Source organism: Litorivita sp. NS0012-18 (assembly GCF_040371945.1).
Classification (GTDB): Bacteria; Pseudomonadota; Alphaproteobacteria; order Rhodobacterales; family Rhodobacteraceae; genus Litorivita.
The window spans coordinates 608,939-623,604 of record NZ_BAABWS010000001.1; the positions used below are offsets into that span (position 1 = coordinate 608,939).

The 14,666-nt window shown below is 63.3% G+C and carries 12 protein-coding genes; 1 reads left to right on the forward strand and 11 read right to left on the reverse strand.

All coding sequences use genetic code 11. The features are described 5' to 3' along the window. Positions 1-28: 28 nt before the first annotated feature. From ABWV64_RS02870 to ftsW, 4 genes are all read right to left on the reverse strand, one after another. Complete coding sequence (locus tag ABWV64_RS02870; RefSeq protein WP_353342771.1) at positions 29-499, reverse strand: hypothetical protein; 471 nt, start codon at positions 497-499, stop codon at positions 29-31. 168 nt (positions 500-667) lie between these two features. Next, complete coding sequence (gene murC / locus ABWV64_RS02875; RefSeq protein ID WP_353342772.1) at positions 668-2,077, reverse strand: UDP-N-acetylmuramate--L-alanine ligase; 1,410 nt, start codon at positions 2,075-2,077, stop codon at positions 668-670. Next, a complete protein-coding gene (locus ABWV64_RS02880; RefSeq protein WP_353344478.1) occupies positions 2,074-3,225 on the reverse strand; it encodes a UDP-N-acetylglucosamine--N-acetylmuramyl-(pentapeptide) pyrophosphoryl-undecaprenol N-acetylglucosamine transferase in 1,152 nt (383 codons plus the stop codon). Before ABWV64_RS02880 ends, murC begins: the two co-directional genes overlap by 4 nt. 28 nt (positions 3,226-3,253) lie before the next feature. Next, positions 3,254-4,420 (reverse strand): putative lipid II flippase FtsW, encoded by a 1,167-nt coding sequence (gene ftsW, locus ABWV64_RS02885; protein WP_353342773.1) that lies wholly within the window; start codon positions 4,418-4,420, stop codon positions 3,254-3,256. A 165-nt stretch (positions 4,421-4,585) separates the two neighbouring features. Between ftsW and ABWV64_RS02890 the strand changes: the two genes are divergently transcribed. Beyond that, positions 4,586-5,794, forward strand: a complete 1,209-nt coding sequence (locus tag ABWV64_RS02890; protein ID WP_353342775.1) for a BaiN/RdsA family NAD(P)/FAD-dependent oxidoreductase — start codon at positions 4,586-4,588, stop codon at positions 5,792-5,794. Here the strand turns inward: ABWV64_RS02890 and murD are convergent. The 7 genes from murD to rsmH all read right to left on the reverse strand — a co-directional run bounded on the left by murD (position 5,791) and on the right by rsmH (position 14,665). Next, a complete protein-coding gene (gene murD / locus ABWV64_RS02895; RefSeq protein WP_353342776.1) occupies positions 5,791-7,197 on the reverse strand; it encodes a UDP-N-acetylmuramoyl-L-alanine--D-glutamate ligase in 1,407 nt (468 codons plus the stop codon). The two genes, ABWV64_RS02890 and murD, sit on opposite strands and share 4 nt — an antisense overlap. 216 nt (positions 7,198-7,413) lie before the next feature. Further along, positions 7,414-8,496 (reverse strand): phospho-N-acetylmuramoyl-pentapeptide-transferase, encoded by a 1,083-nt coding sequence (gene mraY, locus ABWV64_RS02900; protein WP_353342777.1) that lies wholly within the window; start codon positions 8,494-8,496, stop codon positions 7,414-7,416. Between the two features lie 81 nt (positions 8,497-8,577). Then, a complete protein-coding gene (locus ABWV64_RS02905; protein WP_353342778.1) occupies positions 8,578-10,005 on the reverse strand; it encodes a UDP-N-acetylmuramoyl-tripeptide--D-alanyl-D-alanine ligase in 1,428 nt (475 codons plus the stop codon). Then, positions 10,002-11,489, reverse strand: coding sequence for a UDP-N-acetylmuramoyl-L-alanyl-D-glutamate--2,6-diaminopimelate ligase (locus ABWV64_RS02910; protein ID WP_353342779.1), 1,488 nt, complete (start codon positions 11,487-11,489; stop codon positions 10,002-10,004). Before ABWV64_RS02910 ends, ABWV64_RS02905 begins: the two co-directional genes overlap by 4 nt. Before the next feature lie 21 nt (positions 11,490-11,510). Continuing rightward, positions 11,511-13,295, reverse strand: coding sequence for a peptidoglycan D,D-transpeptidase FtsI family protein (locus tag ABWV64_RS02915; RefSeq protein WP_353342780.1), 1,785 nt, complete (start codon positions 13,293-13,295; stop codon positions 11,511-11,513). 2 nt (positions 13,296-13,297) lie between these two features. Beyond that, the gene (ftsL, locus tag ABWV64_RS02920) at positions 13,298-13,654 is read right to left on the reverse strand and encodes a cell division protein FtsL (protein ID WP_353342781.1); all 357 of its coding nucleotides are present in this window, start codon (positions 13,652-13,654) and stop codon (positions 13,298-13,300) included. Further along, the gene (gene rsmH / locus ABWV64_RS02925; RefSeq protein WP_353342782.1) at positions 13,655-14,665 is read right to left on the reverse strand and encodes a 16S rRNA (cytosine(1402)-N(4))-methyltransferase RsmH; all 1,011 of its coding nucleotides are present in this window, start codon (positions 14,663-14,665) and stop codon (positions 13,655-13,657) included. Between the last annotated feature and the right edge of the window lies 1 nt (position 14,666).

Below are 14,666 nucleotides of genomic sequence, written 5' to 3' on the forward strand. Positions count from 1 at the left end.
CAAGGATCATGGTGCAAGCAACCTGCCCCTAAGTGCGCGAAAACTCAAGCGTATCAGAGGGCGCATAGCCTTCTGCGTCGCTTTGCCCCGTGCTCGTGCCCGTGCCCTTGCTCGCGCTCTCGTCTTGCGCGGGCACCTGCGCTTTCGCCGTGGCGGCGGCGAGTTGGCGCTTGGACGCAAAAACGCCCTGCTCGCGCTGACGGCGGCGCTCTTGCGCATTGCGCAGCCGCCACATCAAGGCAAAGCTGGCGATGGAAAAGGCCAAAGCGCCCAGATGCCCCATCAGCACCAACATGAAAAACAGCCGCGCATCAGGATCATCCGCCCCCAACACCGAAGAGATGAAATAGGCCGCCGTCAGCACCAGCCCCGGCACGCCAATCAACAAGACAACCGCCAAAATTGCCGTCGGCACCCGCTGCCGGTAGCCGCCGTAGCCCGCCACCAGAACCGCGATAAACGGCAAACACAACAGCATGAAAAACAAAGCATCCTTCATGGAAACGCTCCTTGACTGCCCCAAGAGCGGCCTGAGCGAAATGGCACAGGCGCGGTCTTATTGAATATGGCCCGTCTTGATGCGGGCCTTGGAAATATCTCGCCCCGCGCATTTGCCTGCACGGATGCGCGTTTGGCCCGCGCGCGCGGCGGCGCAGACTCGAAACTCTCAGGCCGCGTCCGGCTTGGCCAGACGCGCGGGCAGGTTATTGGCCCATGCGCTGATCGTGCCCGCGCCAAGGCAGACCACCATATCGCCCGCTTTGGCCTGCTCGCGCACGAGGCGCTCCAAATCGTCCTCGCTTTGCAACGCGCGCGCGTGGCGGTGGCCATGGGCAATCAAACCCGCGACCAGATCATCGCGCCCCGCGCCCTCGATCGGCTCCTCGCCTGCGGCAAAGACCTCGGCAATGGCGACGACATCGGCCTCGTTAAAGCACGAACAAAAATCATCAAAGAGCGAATGCAGCCGCGAATAGCGGTGCGGTTGGTGCACGGCAATCACCCGCCCTTCGGTGGCTTGGCGCGCGGCCTTGAGCACGGCGGCAATTTCCACCGGATGGTGGCCGTAATCGTCGATAATGGTCACGCCGTCCACCTCGCCCACTTTGGTAAAGCGCCGGTTCACGCCCCCGAAAGCAGCCAGAGCGGCGCGGATTTCCTCGCCCTTCATGCCCAGATGCCGCGCCACGGCCACGGCCGACAGGGCGTTGGACACATTGTGATCACCCGGCATGGGCAGGGTGCAGCCCTCGATCACCACGCCTTCGGCTTGCAGCGCGATATCGAAATGCGCCACGCCCGCCTTATAGGTCAGGTTCACCGCGCGCACATCGGCTTGCGCATTGAACCCGTAGGTCACCACGCGCCGGTCGGTGATTTTGCCCACCAAGGTTTGCACCTCGGGGTGATCGGTGCAGCACACGGCCAGCCCATAGAAGGGGATGTTGGACACGAAGTCCAAAAACCCTTGGCGCAGCGTGTCGAAATCGCCCCAATGCTCCATATGCTCGGGGTCGATATTGGTCACAATCGCGATGGTCGCGGGCAGACGGTTGAAGGTGCCGTCGCTTTCGTCGGCCTCGACCACCATCCATTCGCCCTGCCCCATGCGCGCATTGGAGCCATAAGCATGAATGACCCCGCCATTGATCACCGTGGGGTCGAAATTACCCGCGACCAAAAGCTCGGCCATCATCGTCGTGGTGGTGGTTTTGCCATGGGTGCCCGCAATCGCAATGTTGGATTTGAGCCGCATCAACTCGGCCAGCATCTCGGCGCGGCGCACCACCGGCAAGCCCAGACGGCGCGCCTCGTCCAATTCAGGATTGCCCGGTTTAATGGCCGAAGAAATCACCACCACCTCGGCCCCTGCGAGGTTCTCGGCCCGCTGGCCTTCGAACACAAGCGCGCCGTTCTTCACCAAACGGTCGGTGATTTTCGAGGTCTTCAAATCCGAGCCTTGCACCACATAGCCGTGGTTGAGCAGCACTTCGGCAATCCCCGACATACCGATCCCGCCGATCCCGACAAAATGGATCGGACCAACATCACCGGGGAGTTTCGTGGCTGCGTTCATTGGCTTTGTCCTTCACTGCTATCACTGGCGCTGTTTTCACTGGCGCGGGTCTTGGGCCGCCATCCTTTGGCGAGCGCCTCGACCATCTGCGACAAATCATCGGCCGCATCTGGTTTGCCGACGCCGAGCGCCCCTTGCGACATTTTGAGCGCCCCGTCGGGGTGGCCCAAAACCGCGCCTATTTGCGCGCAAAGCACATCGGGCGCAAGGGCGTCTTCGGGGATCAAGATTGCCGCCCCCGCGTCAACCAATCCGCGCGCATTGGCGGTTTGGTGGTCCCCCGACGCGGCGGCAAAAGGAATGAGGATCGAGGGGCGGCCAATGACGCTGATATCGGCGACCGAGGAAGCCCCCGAGCGCGAAATCACCAGTTGCGCCTCGCTCATACGGCGCGGCACATCGTGGAAAAACGGCTCGACCTCGGCGTCGATGCCGTGGCTGGCGTAAAATTCGCTGACCCGCGCGCCATCCTCGTCCCGCGCCTGATGGGCCACGCGGATGTTGCGCAACACCTCGGGCGGCAGTTTCGAAATCGCCTCGGGCACCACATCGGAGAGAATGCGCGCGCCTTGGCTGCCGCCCATCACCAGCAAGGACATCGGATAATCCCCCGGCACGATATAGGCCGCGCCCGCGCGCTCCAACACCGCCGCGCGCACCGGATTGCCGGTGTGAAACCCCTGAACGCCTTGCGGCAGATCGGTCGGCCAAGTGCCGCAGGCCACCGCATCCACGCGTTTGGCAAAAACCTTGTTCACACGGCCCAAAATACCGTTTTGCTCGTGGATCATCCGCGGCTTGCGCAAAATTGTCGCCGCCGCGATCGCGGGGATCGAGGGGTATCCGCCAAATCCGACCACCACCGCAGGCTTGTCGCGCGGCATCTTCATCGTCGCGCCGAACACCCCGCCCAGAATGCGAAACGGCACGGCCAGCTTGGCCAGAGCGCCGCCGCGCGCGAAGGTCGCGCTGGAGATCTCTTCGATCTGCACCGAATGGGGAAAGCCGCCCGTATAGCGCGCGCCGCGTGCATCGGTGCTCAGCTTGACCCGCCAGCCCTTGCGCAGCATCACCTCGGCCAAGGCCTGCGCGGGGAACATATGCCCGCCCGTGCCGCCCGCCGCGATGATCAAAAGAGGTGCGTTCATATTCATATCTGCGCCCTCGCCCTACCGTTTACCGCCCGCGCCCGCGCAGGATATCGCCGATCTCGCCCTGCGGCCGTGTGCGGGTGAAGGCCAAAAGCATCCCCACCGCAATGCCCGAGGCGATCACCGACGAGCCGCCGTAGCTGACAAAGGGCAAGGTCATGCCCTTGGCGGGCAAGAGCCGCACCGCCACGCCCATGTTGATCATCGCCTGCACGCCGAACATGCAGGCAAGCCCCGTGCCCGCGAGGCGGATGAAGGGATCGCGCTCGCGCATCAACCGCATCAAGGAGCGCACCACGATAAAGGCATAAAGCGCAATGATCACCATCACCAGGATCAACCCGTATTCCTCGGCGGCCACGGCGATGATGAAATCGGTATGGGCATCGGGCAGCGACCATTTCACCTGCCCTTCGCCCAGACCCACGCCAAAGAACCCGCCCTCGCGGATCGCATTCGTGGCATATCCCAACTGCGTGGTCGGATCGACATCGGGGTTCAAAAACCCGTCGATGCGGCGCGCGAAATGCTCGGAATTGTTATAGGCAAAGCTGCCCGCCAGCACCACCAGCCCCGCAATCGACAAGAGCAAAATCATCGGCGCACCGGCGACAAAGAACATCACACCCCAGCCGAACAAAACCAGCGAGGCCTGCCCGAAATCCGGCTGCATCGCCAAAAAGGCAACAATAACAACCGCCAAGATAAAGGACCAACTCATCCCCGGAGGGCCGTTGATCTCTTGGTTCGCGGCCATCATCCATGCGGCGACCACAACGAACCCTGGCTTGAGAAACTCCGACGGCTGCACCGAAGCAAAGCCAAGACTATACCAGCGCACCGCGCCCTTGCCAAAATCGGTGCCCAAGAAGGGCAACATCATCAGCGCCGCGAAAGCCGCCAAAAACCCCAGAACCGCCAAACGGCGCACCAGATTGGGGTTCATCATCGAGGTGATGAACATCGCCACCATCGCCATGCCGCCAAAAACCGCCTGCCGCTGCACATAATGAAAATGGTCGAACCCGTTTTTCGCGGCCAAGGGCGGCGAGGCCGCCAGCCCGAGCAAAATCCCGACACCGAAAAGCATCAAAATGCAGGTCATCGACCACTTGTCGATCGTGCGCCACCATTTGGGAAGAACCGGCTCAACATCCCGAACGGGAATCGTGCCATAGACCATTTCTGTCATGGGTAAACTGCCTAACACTGCCTCATCAAACGGCCCCCGTTTGAGGGTCCGCACCGCCCGTTTGCCGGGTCTGCCTATAAGTGTAACGCGAAAATTTGCGCGGCGCTAGCCTTTTAGGGGCACAAACGCCTTGCCAAGCGGCGTTTTGCGCGGCACCTCACCCCCATGGAACAGCGGCATGTAGAGTATGACACATTGATCCTTGGCGCGGGGGCGGCGGGGATGATGTGCGCGGCCCATGCGGCCCAAGGCGGCGGGCGGGTTTTGGTCATCGACCACGCCAAAGCCGCGGGCGAGAAAATCCGCATATCGGGCGGCGGGCGCTGCAACTTCACCAATATGCACTGCGCGCCCGAAAATTTCATCAGCCAGAACAAGCACTTCCACAAATCCGCCCTAAGCCGTTACAGCCAATGGGACTTCCTCGATCTGGTGCAAAACCACGGCATCGCATGGCACGAAAAAACGCTGGGACAGCTGTTTTGCGACGAAAGCGCCAAGCAGATCGTCGCCATGTTGCTTGACGAAATGGCCCGCGCGGGGGCGCAGTTGTCGCTGCTCACTTCTGTCGTTGATCTGACCCGTCGCGGCGAGCGGTTTCACGCCAGTTTGGAGGTCGCCGGCAAGCGCAAAAGCGTCACGGCGCGCCATCTGGTCGTCGCCACGGGGGCAAAATCCATCCCCAAAATGGGCGCGACGGGCTTTGCCTACCAGATCGCCGCGCAATTCGGCATGGCGGTCACCCCGACCCGCGCGGGGCTGGTCCCCTTTACCTTCCCCGAAGGCCGTTTTGCGCCGCTGGCAGGCGTGGCGTTGCCGGTTCGCGCCGCGGCGGGAGGCGCCTCGTTTGAGGAAAACATGCTCTTTACCCATCGCGGCCTTTCGGGTCCGGCGATGTTGCAAATCTCTTCCTATTGGCGCGAGGGCGAAGAGATCGCCATCAACCTGCTGCCCGCCGCCGATCCCTTCGAGATGCTGCGCGCGCGGCGCCAAGAGCAGGGCCGCAAGAACCTGAGCACCGAACTGGCACGGCTTTTGCCTGCGAAACTGGCGGATGATCTGAGCAAATCTTGGGGGCTTGCGGGCAATCTGGCTGATCAAAGTGATGCGATGCTGCGGGCACTCTGCGAGCGGCTGACGAACCTGCGGCTGACGCCCTCAGGGACCGAAGGCTACCGCACCGCCGAGGTCACCGTCGGCGGGGTCGACACCGATGGGCTATCCTCTTCGACAATGATGTCAAAAACCGTGCAAGGCCTTTATTTCATTGGTGAAAGCGTCGATGTCACCGGATGGCTCGGCGGCTATAATTTCCAATGGGCATGGTCCTCGGGCGTCGCCGCAGGCAAGGATATCGCCGCGCGCCGCCCCTAGGGCGCGCCGGTCACCGCCGCCACCTGCGCCATGAAATCCTCGCCGCGCCGCTCGAAGTTGTCATATTGATCAAAACTCGCCGCCGCAGGGGCCAAAAGAACGGTATCACCCGCCTGCGCCTCGGCGCTCGCGCGGCGCACCGCCTCTTCCATCGTGGTGCAGACCTCGGCGTCAACCCCTTGTAATTGCACCGCGAAACCCGCCGCCTCGCGCCCGATGACATAGGCTTTGATCACCTCGCCCGCCGCCGCCGAAAGGGAAGCAACGCCGCCCTCCTTCTCCAAGCCACCGCAAATCCAGCGGATACGTTTGAAGGCCGACAGGGCCTTGGCGGCGCTGTCGACATTGGTGGCCTTGCTGTCGTTCACATAGGTCACCCCGCCCGCTTCGGCGACGATCTGGCTGCGGTGCGGCAGCCCGCCATAGCTGGCAAATCCTTGCTCGATCATCCGCGGCGCAAGCCCCAAAGCGCGGCACACCGCATAGGCGGCGCAGGCGTTTTGATGGTTATGCGCGCCTGGTAAGCCTTTGATTTGACGTAAATCTATTGATCCGATTTGCTTGCCCTTGCGGTATTCGCTCAAAAACCCCTTGCGCGCAAACACCGTCCATCCGGCCCCCGTCAGCTTTTGCCCCGACGAGACGCGAATGACCCGATCATCGCCCGCGCCCTCCGACATCTGGTTGGCCAGATATTGCCCCTCGAACTCGTCCACGCCAATCACCGCGCGGTCGGGGCCGCCCTCGGCAAAGAGCCGCCGCTTGGCCGCGAAATAGCCGCCCATACCGGCGTGGCGATCAAGGTGATCGGCAGAAAGATTAGTAAAAACAGCAATATCGGGGGTCAGAGCACGGGCAAGATCGGTTTGGTAGCTCGACAGTTCAAGCACCACCACACCGCCATCGTCAGGCTCGTCGATGTCCAGCACCCCGCGCCCGATATTGCCCGCAAGCTGCACCGGTTTTCCCGCCGCGCCCAGCACATGCGCGATCAGCGCCGAAGTCGTCGATTTGCCGTTCGATCCGGTGACGGCGACGACTTTGGGCGGGCTGTCGTAATCGCTCCAATCCTCGGTGGCGAAGCTGCGGAAAAACAGGCCGATGTCATTGTCCACCGGCACGCCAGCCGCCCAAGCCATTGAAACATAAGGGTTTGGCGCGGGGTAGAGATGCGGGATACCAGGCGAGACCACCAAAAGAGCGACGCCCTCGAACCCCCCTGCCCGCGACAGATCGCGCAGCTCGAAGCCCTCGACCTCGGCCGCCGCGCGCGCCTGTGGGTTGTCGTCCCAACACAGCGGCACTGCCCCGCCCGCGCGCAAGGCCCGCGCCGCCGTCAGGCCCGACCGACCCAGCCCCAAGACCGCCACCTGCAGCCCGTCAAACCCTTGCACCGGAATCATGCCCGCCCCCGTCGTTGTTGCCCGCACAATGCCCCCGCGCGCGCCGCGCGACAAGGCCCCCGCGCGCGCCGCCCCGCAAGGGGCAGATCAGGGCGCGAAATCGCTGTCTGTATCACGTCGGTATAACGTCGGTATTGCGTCGGTGGCCATATCGGCGGACCTGCAACGCGCGCAAACCCGCGAGCGCCTTGCCCGCGTCCCGCGCGCATTTACGCCCTAACGCACCTTGAGCGTCGCCAGACCGATCATCGCGAGGATCAGCGCGATGATCCAGAAGCGGATCACGATCTGCGGCTCGGCCCAGCCTTTTTTCTCGTAATGGTGATGGATCGGCGCCATGAGGAACACCCGCTTGCCGGTGCGTTTGAAATAGAGCACCTGAATGATCACCGAGAGCGCCTCGACCACGAACAGCCCGCCGACGATGGCCCAGACGATTTCATGTTTGGTGGCCACGGCAATGGCCCCCAAGGCCCCGCCAAGCGCCAGCGATCCGGTATCGCCCATAAACACCGCAGCGGGCGGCGCGTTATACCACAAAAAGCCCAAACCGCCGCCGATCAGACCGGCGCAGAAGATCAAAATCTCGCCCGTGCCCTCGACGTAATGCACATCAAGATATCCGGCGAAAACCGAGTTGCCGACGAAATAGGAGATCACCCCCAAAGTCGCCGAGGCAATCATCACCGGCATGATCGCCAACCCGTCCAGCCCGTCGGTCAGGTTCACCGCATTGGCCGATCCGACGATCACGATGATCGCAAAAGGCACAAAGAACATGCCCGTATTGAGCAAAACATCTTTGAACACCGGCAGGGCGATTTGATATTGCAAGGCATCGGGGTGGTATTGCGTGGCCCAAAAAGCGGCAATGCCAGAGATCAAAAAGCCGAGCAATAGCCGCAATTTACCGGGCACACCTGCGGTGTTTTGCTTGGAGACTTTGGCATAGTCATCGGCAAAACCGATGGCGCCGAAGGACATGGTGACAAACAGCACCATCCACACATAGGGATTGTCGAGCCGCGCCCAAAGCAGCGTCGAGGTCAGCAAGGCCCCGACGATCAACAGCCCGCCCATCGTGGGGGTTCCGGCCTTGACGAAATGACCCTCGGGGCCGTCATCGCGGATCGGCTGGCCCTTGCCTTGGCGGCGGCGCAGCACGTTGATCAAGGGTTTGCCGAAGATAAAACCAAAGACCAGCGCCGTCAGAAAGGCCCCACCGGCGCGGAAGGTGATATAGCGGAAGAGGTTGAAAAAATCCCCACCGTCCGACAGTCCGGTTAACCAATAAAACATGCGACACGTCCCTCATTTAGTCTTTTGCGGGGGCTACCCCCCGATATCTATGCCCTGCGCGCCCTAAAACGGCAAAGCAAATCAGTCCCGCGCGGCTTGGCCCAATTTGCGCAGCGCGTCAACAACCGTGCTCACTTTGCTGCCCTTGGAGCCTTTGACCAGCACCACATCGCCCGCATCGACCAAGCGGTGCACCACGGCGGCCATTTCGGGCGCGCCCTCGAACCATTTGCCGCGCTGCGCCTGCGGCAAGGCCTCATGCAGGGCGCGCATCCGCGGCCCGACGCAATGCACAAGGTCGAGATCAGTGATGTAATCAAGCTCGGCCAAACCCGCGTGCATGGCGTGCTCGCCTGGGCCAAGTTCGAGCATATCGCCCAAGATCGCGATGCGGCGCCCCTTGCTGACGCGGCCCAGCCCGTCCTTGGGCTGCGCGGCGGCGAGCACCTCGAGCGCGGCGCTCATCGAGGTGGGATTGGCGTTGAACGCATCGTCGATCAATTCCATCACCGCCTCTGCATCGCCGCGATCAAGGCAAACCTCTTCGCGGGTGCCGCGCCCTGCGGGCGGGCGCCAACGGCCGATATCGGTGGCCGCAATCGCCGCATCGGCGCCAAGCGCATCGGCCACGGCCAGCACGCCCAAAGCGTTCATCGCAAAATGCCGCCCCGCGCTGTCCAATTTGAAATGCACCGGCGCGCCGGAAATCTCGGCGCTGATCACCGTGGCATCGCCGATCAGCTTGACGCCGGTCAGCCGGTAGTCGGGGGCGCTCTCGCCAAAGCCGATGATATGGGCGCGCTGTGCCTCGGCGGCGGCGCGCAGGATCGGCGTGACCTCCAGATCGGCATTGATCACCGCCGTGCCATGAGGTTCGAGCCCGCGGAAAATCTCGGCCTTCTCGCGCGCGATGCCCTCGATATTGTCAAAGGCTTCGAGATGGGCGGCGGCGACGGTGGTGACCATGGCCACATGCGGGCGCGCCATCATCGCCAGCGGCGCGATCTCGCCCGCGTGGTTCATGCCGATCTCGATCACCGCAAATTCGCTGTCTTGCGGCATCCGCGCCAAGGTCAGCGGCACGCCCCAATGGTTGTTGTAACTCGCCTCGGCCACATGGCAGCGCCCCTGCCCCGACAAAACATCGCGCAGCATTTCCTTGGTCGAGGTCTTGCCCACCGATCCGGTGACCGCCACAACGCGCGCCCCCGTGCGCGCGCGCGCGGCGCGGCCCAAAGCCTCCAGCGCGGGCAGGACCTCATCGACGATCAAAAGCGGCGCATCCTCGGCCACGCCCTCGGGGCGGTGGGTGACCATGGCCGCGCCCGCGCCTTTGGCCAATGCCTGCGCCACAAATTCATGCCCGTCGCGCGCGGCGGCCAGCGCCACAAACAAATCGCCCTCTTTGATCGTGCGCGTGTCGATCGACACGCCCGTCACCGACCATGTGCCAACGGGCGTCCCGTCCGTGGCCACCGCCGCATCGGCGGATGTCCAAAGCGCGCTCATATCAAACCTCCGTCCAGCGCCATCACCGCGACCGAGGCCTGTTCGGCGTCGTCAAAGGGCAAGACGTCATCGCCGATCACCTGTCCGGTCTCATGCCCCTTGCCCGCGATGAGCAGCGCATCGCCAGGGCCAAGCGCATCCACCCCGCGCAAGATCGCCTCGGCGCGGTCGCCGATCTCTTGCGCCGCAGGGCAACCCAGCAAGACCGAGGCGCGGATCGCGGCGGGGTCTTCGGAGCGCGGGTTGTCATCGGTCACGATCACCAGATCGGCATTTTGCGCCGCCGCCTCGCCCATCAGGGGGCGTTTGGTCGCATCGCGGTCGCCGCCCGCGCCGATGATCGCCACAAGCCGCCCCATGACATGCGGGCGCAGCGCCTTGAGCGCCGTGCTGACCGCATCGGGCGTATGGGCGTAATCGACAAACACCGCCGCGCCGTTTTCGCGTTTGGCCGCCAGTTGCATGCGCCCGCGCACCGTGGACAGATGCGGCAGGGTCTCGAAAACGCGGTAGGGATCGCCCCCCGCCGCAATGACCAAAGCCGCCGCCAAAGCGATATTTTCCGCCTGAAACCCGCCGATCAGCGGCAAATGCACCTGCTGGCTGCGCCCTTCCCATTCGAAGAGCAGGTCTTGGCCATGGGCGGTGAACCGCTGTCCTTGGATTTGCAAATCCGCCCCCTCGGTGCGCCCCACGGTGATCAGGTCCTGACCGCGGTTGGCGGCCACTTCGACCATATCGCCGCCGCGCGGCCCGTCGATATTGATCACCGCCGTGCCCTCTTCGGGCAAAACCCGCGCGAACAATCCCGCCTTGGCGGAGAAATAGGCGTCGAAATTGATGTGATAATCGAGGTGGTCTTGGGTGAAATTGGTGAAACCGGCGGCCTTGAGTTGCACCCCGTCAAGGCGGCGCTGCTCCAGCCCGTGGCTGGAGGCCTCCATCGCCGCATGGGTGACCCCCGCCGCCGCCGCCGCCGCCAGATTGCGGTGCAAGGTGATCGGCTCTGGGGTGGTGTGATGGAGCGGCGCGCTCCATGCGCCCTCAATCCCTGTGGTGCCAAGGTTGATCGCCTCATGGCCCAGTTCGGTCCAGATTTGCCGCACGAAAGTCGCCACAGAGGTTTTGCCATTGGTGCCGGTCACGGCGATCATGGTTTCGGGCTGTGCCCCCGACCATAGCGCCGCCGTATAGGCCAAGGTCTGGCGCGGGTCTTCGGCCACGATCACCGCGATATCGGAGGCCGCCAAAGCCGCCTCGGCCAGCTTCGCCCCCTCGGCATCGGTCAAAACCGCAACCGCGCCGCGCGTGATGGCGCTCTCGATAAAGCTGGCGCCATGCACCTTGGTGCCCGGCATGGCGGCAAATAACGTGCCCTCGCGCACCTCGCGGCTGTCCACGGCCAAACCGGTGATCTGGGCCATACGCCCGCCCTGCGCGGTCAGGCCAAGCTCTGCGAGGGATTTAACTGCGGGGCCTGCCATTACGTCACCTGTTTTTAGCGCTCAATTCGATGTCAGCGTTATACCAGCGGCGGGCGCAGGTTCAATCTCTGGCCGCAGCCCCAAAAGCGGCGCGACGCGGCGGATCATTTCGGCGGCGACCGGAACGGCGGTCCAACCGGCGGTGCGGCGCGGTTTGTCGCCCGAGGTTTCCACCGGCTCGTCCAGCGTCACGATAAGCACATATTTGGGGTCTTCGGCAGGGAACATCGAGGCAAAGGTCGCGATGACCTTATCCTTGTAATAACCGCCGCCCATTTCCTTGGGCTTGTCGGCGGTGCCGGTCTTGCCGCCGACATTATAACCGCGCACCTCGCCGAAACTGGCGGTGCCGTCGGTCACCACCTTGCGCAGCATCACCCGCGAGGCGGCGGCCACTTCGGGGCGCATGATGCGCGCGCCATATTGCGGGCCCGATTGTTTCAAAAGCGTCGGCGTGACCTTGGTGCCGCCATTGGCAATCGCCGCGTAGCCAGCGGCCAGATGCAGCGGCGAGGTCGACAGCCCGTGGCCGTAAGAAATCGTCATGGTCGAGATTTCCGACCAGTTGGGCGGCAACAACGGACGCCCGCCCGAGGCTTCGACCATCTCCAAGGGCACGGTTTCCAACAGGCCCAATTGGCCCAGAAACGCGCGCTGGCGCGCCGTGCCGATCATCTGCGCGATGCGCGCCGTGCCGATGTTGGAGGATTTCTCGATGATCTTCGAGACCGACAACTCTTTGCCATAGTTATGAAAATCGCGGATCTTGTGGCGGCCCCATTTGAGCGGGCCGCGAATGTCGATCACCGTGTTGGGATTGACCAGCCCCAATTCCATCGCCTGTGCGGTGGTGAAAATCTTGAAGGTCGATCCCAACTCATAGACGCCTTGCACCGCGCGGTTGAACAGCACGCTGTCGGAGGGCACGCCCTCGGTGGCGGGGCGCGGGCGGTCGTTGGGGTCGAAATCGGGCAGGCTGACCAAGGCGACGACCTCGCCGGTGTGCACATCCATCAGCACCGCCGCCGCGCCTTTGGCATTCATCAGCTTCATACCGCCATGCAGCACCCGCTCGGCAGCGGCCTGCACCGTCAGATCGAGCGACAGTTCCAGCGGTTTGGAGGCGCGCGCCGGATCGCGCAATTCCTTGTCATAGAATTTCTCGATCCCCGCCACGCCGATCACCTCGGCGGCATGGACCCCCTCGCGGCCAAAGCTGGCCCCGCCAAGGATATGCGCGGCAATCGAGCCGTTGGGATAAAGCCGCATCTCGCGCGGGCCAAACAGCAGCCCCGGCTCGCCCAGATCATGCACCGCCTGCTTTTGCTCGGGGCTGATTTTCTTCTTGATCCACAAGAACTTGCGCTTTCCGGTGAAATCTTCGAGCAGCTCTTCGGCGTCCAGATCGGGGAAGATTTTCACCAATCCGGCCGCGGCGCGCTCGGCGTCGATCATCTGTTGCGGCTGGGCATAAAGGCTGTGGGTTTCGAAATTCGTCGCCAGAACCCGCCCGCGCCGGTCCACGATATCGGCGCGCTGCGTCAGGATCGAGGCCCCCGCCGCAGAGGCGCGCGGCTCGCTCGGCTCGGAGCCCGACAACATGCCCATGCGCACGCCAACGACGACAAAGGCGCAAAAGAAAAACAGCCCCAAAACCAAAAGCCGCCCCTCGGCGCGCAGCCGCGCACGGTCGCGCATCTGCTCGTGGCGCAGGCGGATATTCTCGCGTTCAATCGCGTCGGGGTTCTCGCCCTTGGTGCGGGCTTGCAAAATCCGCGCCAGCGGGCGCAGCGGAGTGCGGGTCATGCTCATTGATCCACCCCGCGCACGTCATCCATGCCCGACACATCCACCGGATCGGTGATCGGCAAAACCTCATTGGACGGGAACGCGACCTGATCGATATGGCCGAATTGCTCGGGGGTGAGCGGCAAAAGCCCGAGGCGGTCGAAATTGATATCGGCCAATTCGCGCAAACGGTCGGGGCGGTTGAGATAGGCCCATTCGGTCTTGAGCACGCCCAAACGCTGGCGCGCCTGCGAGATATCGCGCTGCACCTGTTCGGTTTCGGCAATCGCCTGTTGGGTGTTGTAATTCTCGTGATAGGCCCAAAAGGCCAATCCGATCACCGCCAGCGCGGTCAGCACAAAAAACAGCGTGCGCATTCAAGCCCCCCTCAACATCGGCATTCCGATGGATTTGCGATCCACCGGCCCCGCGGGCGCGTCCGTGCGCACCGCCACACGCAGCTTGGCGCTGCGGCTGCGGGGATTTTCACTTAGCTCTTGATCGTCCGGCCCGATGGCCTTGCGGCTTTTGACCGTGAATTGCGGCTTGGCCTCGACCATCTCGGGCGCATAGCGGTTGGCCCGCCCCGCCCCGCCGCTGCGCGCGGCCAAGAAGCGCTTGACCATGCGGTCCTCGATCGAATGGAAGGTCACCACCGCCAATTGACCGCCCGGTGCCAAGGCGCGCTCCGCCGCCTCCAGCCCCGCGACCAATTCGCCGTATTCGTCATTCACCGCGATGCGCAACGCCTGAAAGCTGCGGGTCGCCGGATGGCTTTGGTTGGGTTTGCTGCGCGGCAGGCATTTTTCAATGATACCAGATAGTTGCAGCGTGGTATTGATGCGCGCAGCCTCGCGTTCGCGCACAATGGCGCGGGCGATGCGGCGGCTCGCGCGCTCTTCGCCGTAATGATAAAGAATATCGGCGATATCGCCCTCATCGGCCTCGTTGACGATATCCTCGGCAGAGCGGCCCGATTGGCTCATCCGCATATCCAGCGGCCCGTCGCGCATAAAGGAAAACCCGCGCTCGGCAAGGTCGAGTTGCATCGAGCTGACGCCCAGATCAAGCACGACCCCGTCGAGGTCTTGCGCATACTCGTCCATCCGCGAAAAAACGCCCTGCACCAATTTCAACCGCTCGCCATAATCATCCGCCCATTTTGCGGCCATATCGAGGGCCAACGGGTCTCTGTCCACACCATATACGGTATCTGCGCCCTCGGCCAGTAGGGCGCGCGTATACCCGCCGGCGCCAAAGGTGCCATCGAGCCACCTGCCCTTTACAGGTGCAACAGCCCGCAAAAGCGGGCGCAAAAGAACGGGGATATGAGGAGCGTCAGAGCCGCTGGTCTGGGGCGTATCGGGGGCGGTCGGGTCGGGCGACATT

Excerpts from the sequence above, each read along its gene's own strand:
- ABWV64_RS02880 (WP_353344478.1), bottom strand. The coding sequence starts at position 3,225 with ATGAACGCACCTCTTTTGATCATCGCGGCGGGCGGCACGGGCGGGCAT.
- murD (WP_353342776.1), bottom strand. The coding sequence starts at position 7,197 with ATGATTCCGGTGCAAGGGTTTGACGGGCTGCAGGTGGCGGTCTTGGGG.
- ABWV64_RS02890 (WP_353342775.1), top strand. The coding sequence starts at position 4,586 with ATGGAACAGCGGCATGTAGAGTATGACACATTGATCCTTGGCGCGGGG.
- rsmH (WP_353342782.1), bottom strand. The coding sequence starts at position 14,665 with ATGTCGCCCGACCCGACCGCCCCCGATACGCCCCAGACCAGCGGCTCT.
- ftsL (WP_353342781.1), bottom strand. The coding sequence starts at position 13,654 with ATGCGCACGCTGTTTTTTGTGCTGACCGCGCTGGCGGTGATCGGATTG.
- mraY (WP_353342777.1), bottom strand. The coding sequence starts at position 8,496 with ATGTTTTATTGGTTAACCGGACTGTCGGACGGTGGGGATTTTTTCAAC.
- ABWV64_RS02910 (WP_353342779.1), bottom strand. The coding sequence starts at position 11,489 with ATGGCAGGCCCCGCAGTTAAATCCCTCGCAGAGCTTGGCCTGACCGCG.
- murC (WP_353342772.1), bottom strand. The coding sequence starts at position 2,077 with ATGAACGCAGCCACGAAACTCCCCGGTGATGTTGGTCCGATCCATTTT.
- ABWV64_RS02905 (WP_353342778.1), bottom strand. The coding sequence starts at position 10,005 with ATGAGCGCGCTTTGGACATCCGCCGATGCGGCGGTGGCCACGGACGGG.
- ABWV64_RS02915 (WP_353342780.1), bottom strand. The coding sequence starts at position 13,295 with ATGACCCGCACTCCGCTGCGCCCGCTGGCGCGGATTTTGCAAGCCCGC.
- ABWV64_RS02870 (WP_353342771.1), bottom strand. The coding sequence starts at position 499 with ATGAAGGATGCTTTGTTTTTCATGCTGTTGTGTTTGCCGTTTATCGCG.
- ftsW (WP_353342773.1), bottom strand. The coding sequence starts at position 4,420 with ATGACAGAAATGGTCTATGGCACGATTCCCGTTCGGGATGTTGAGCCG.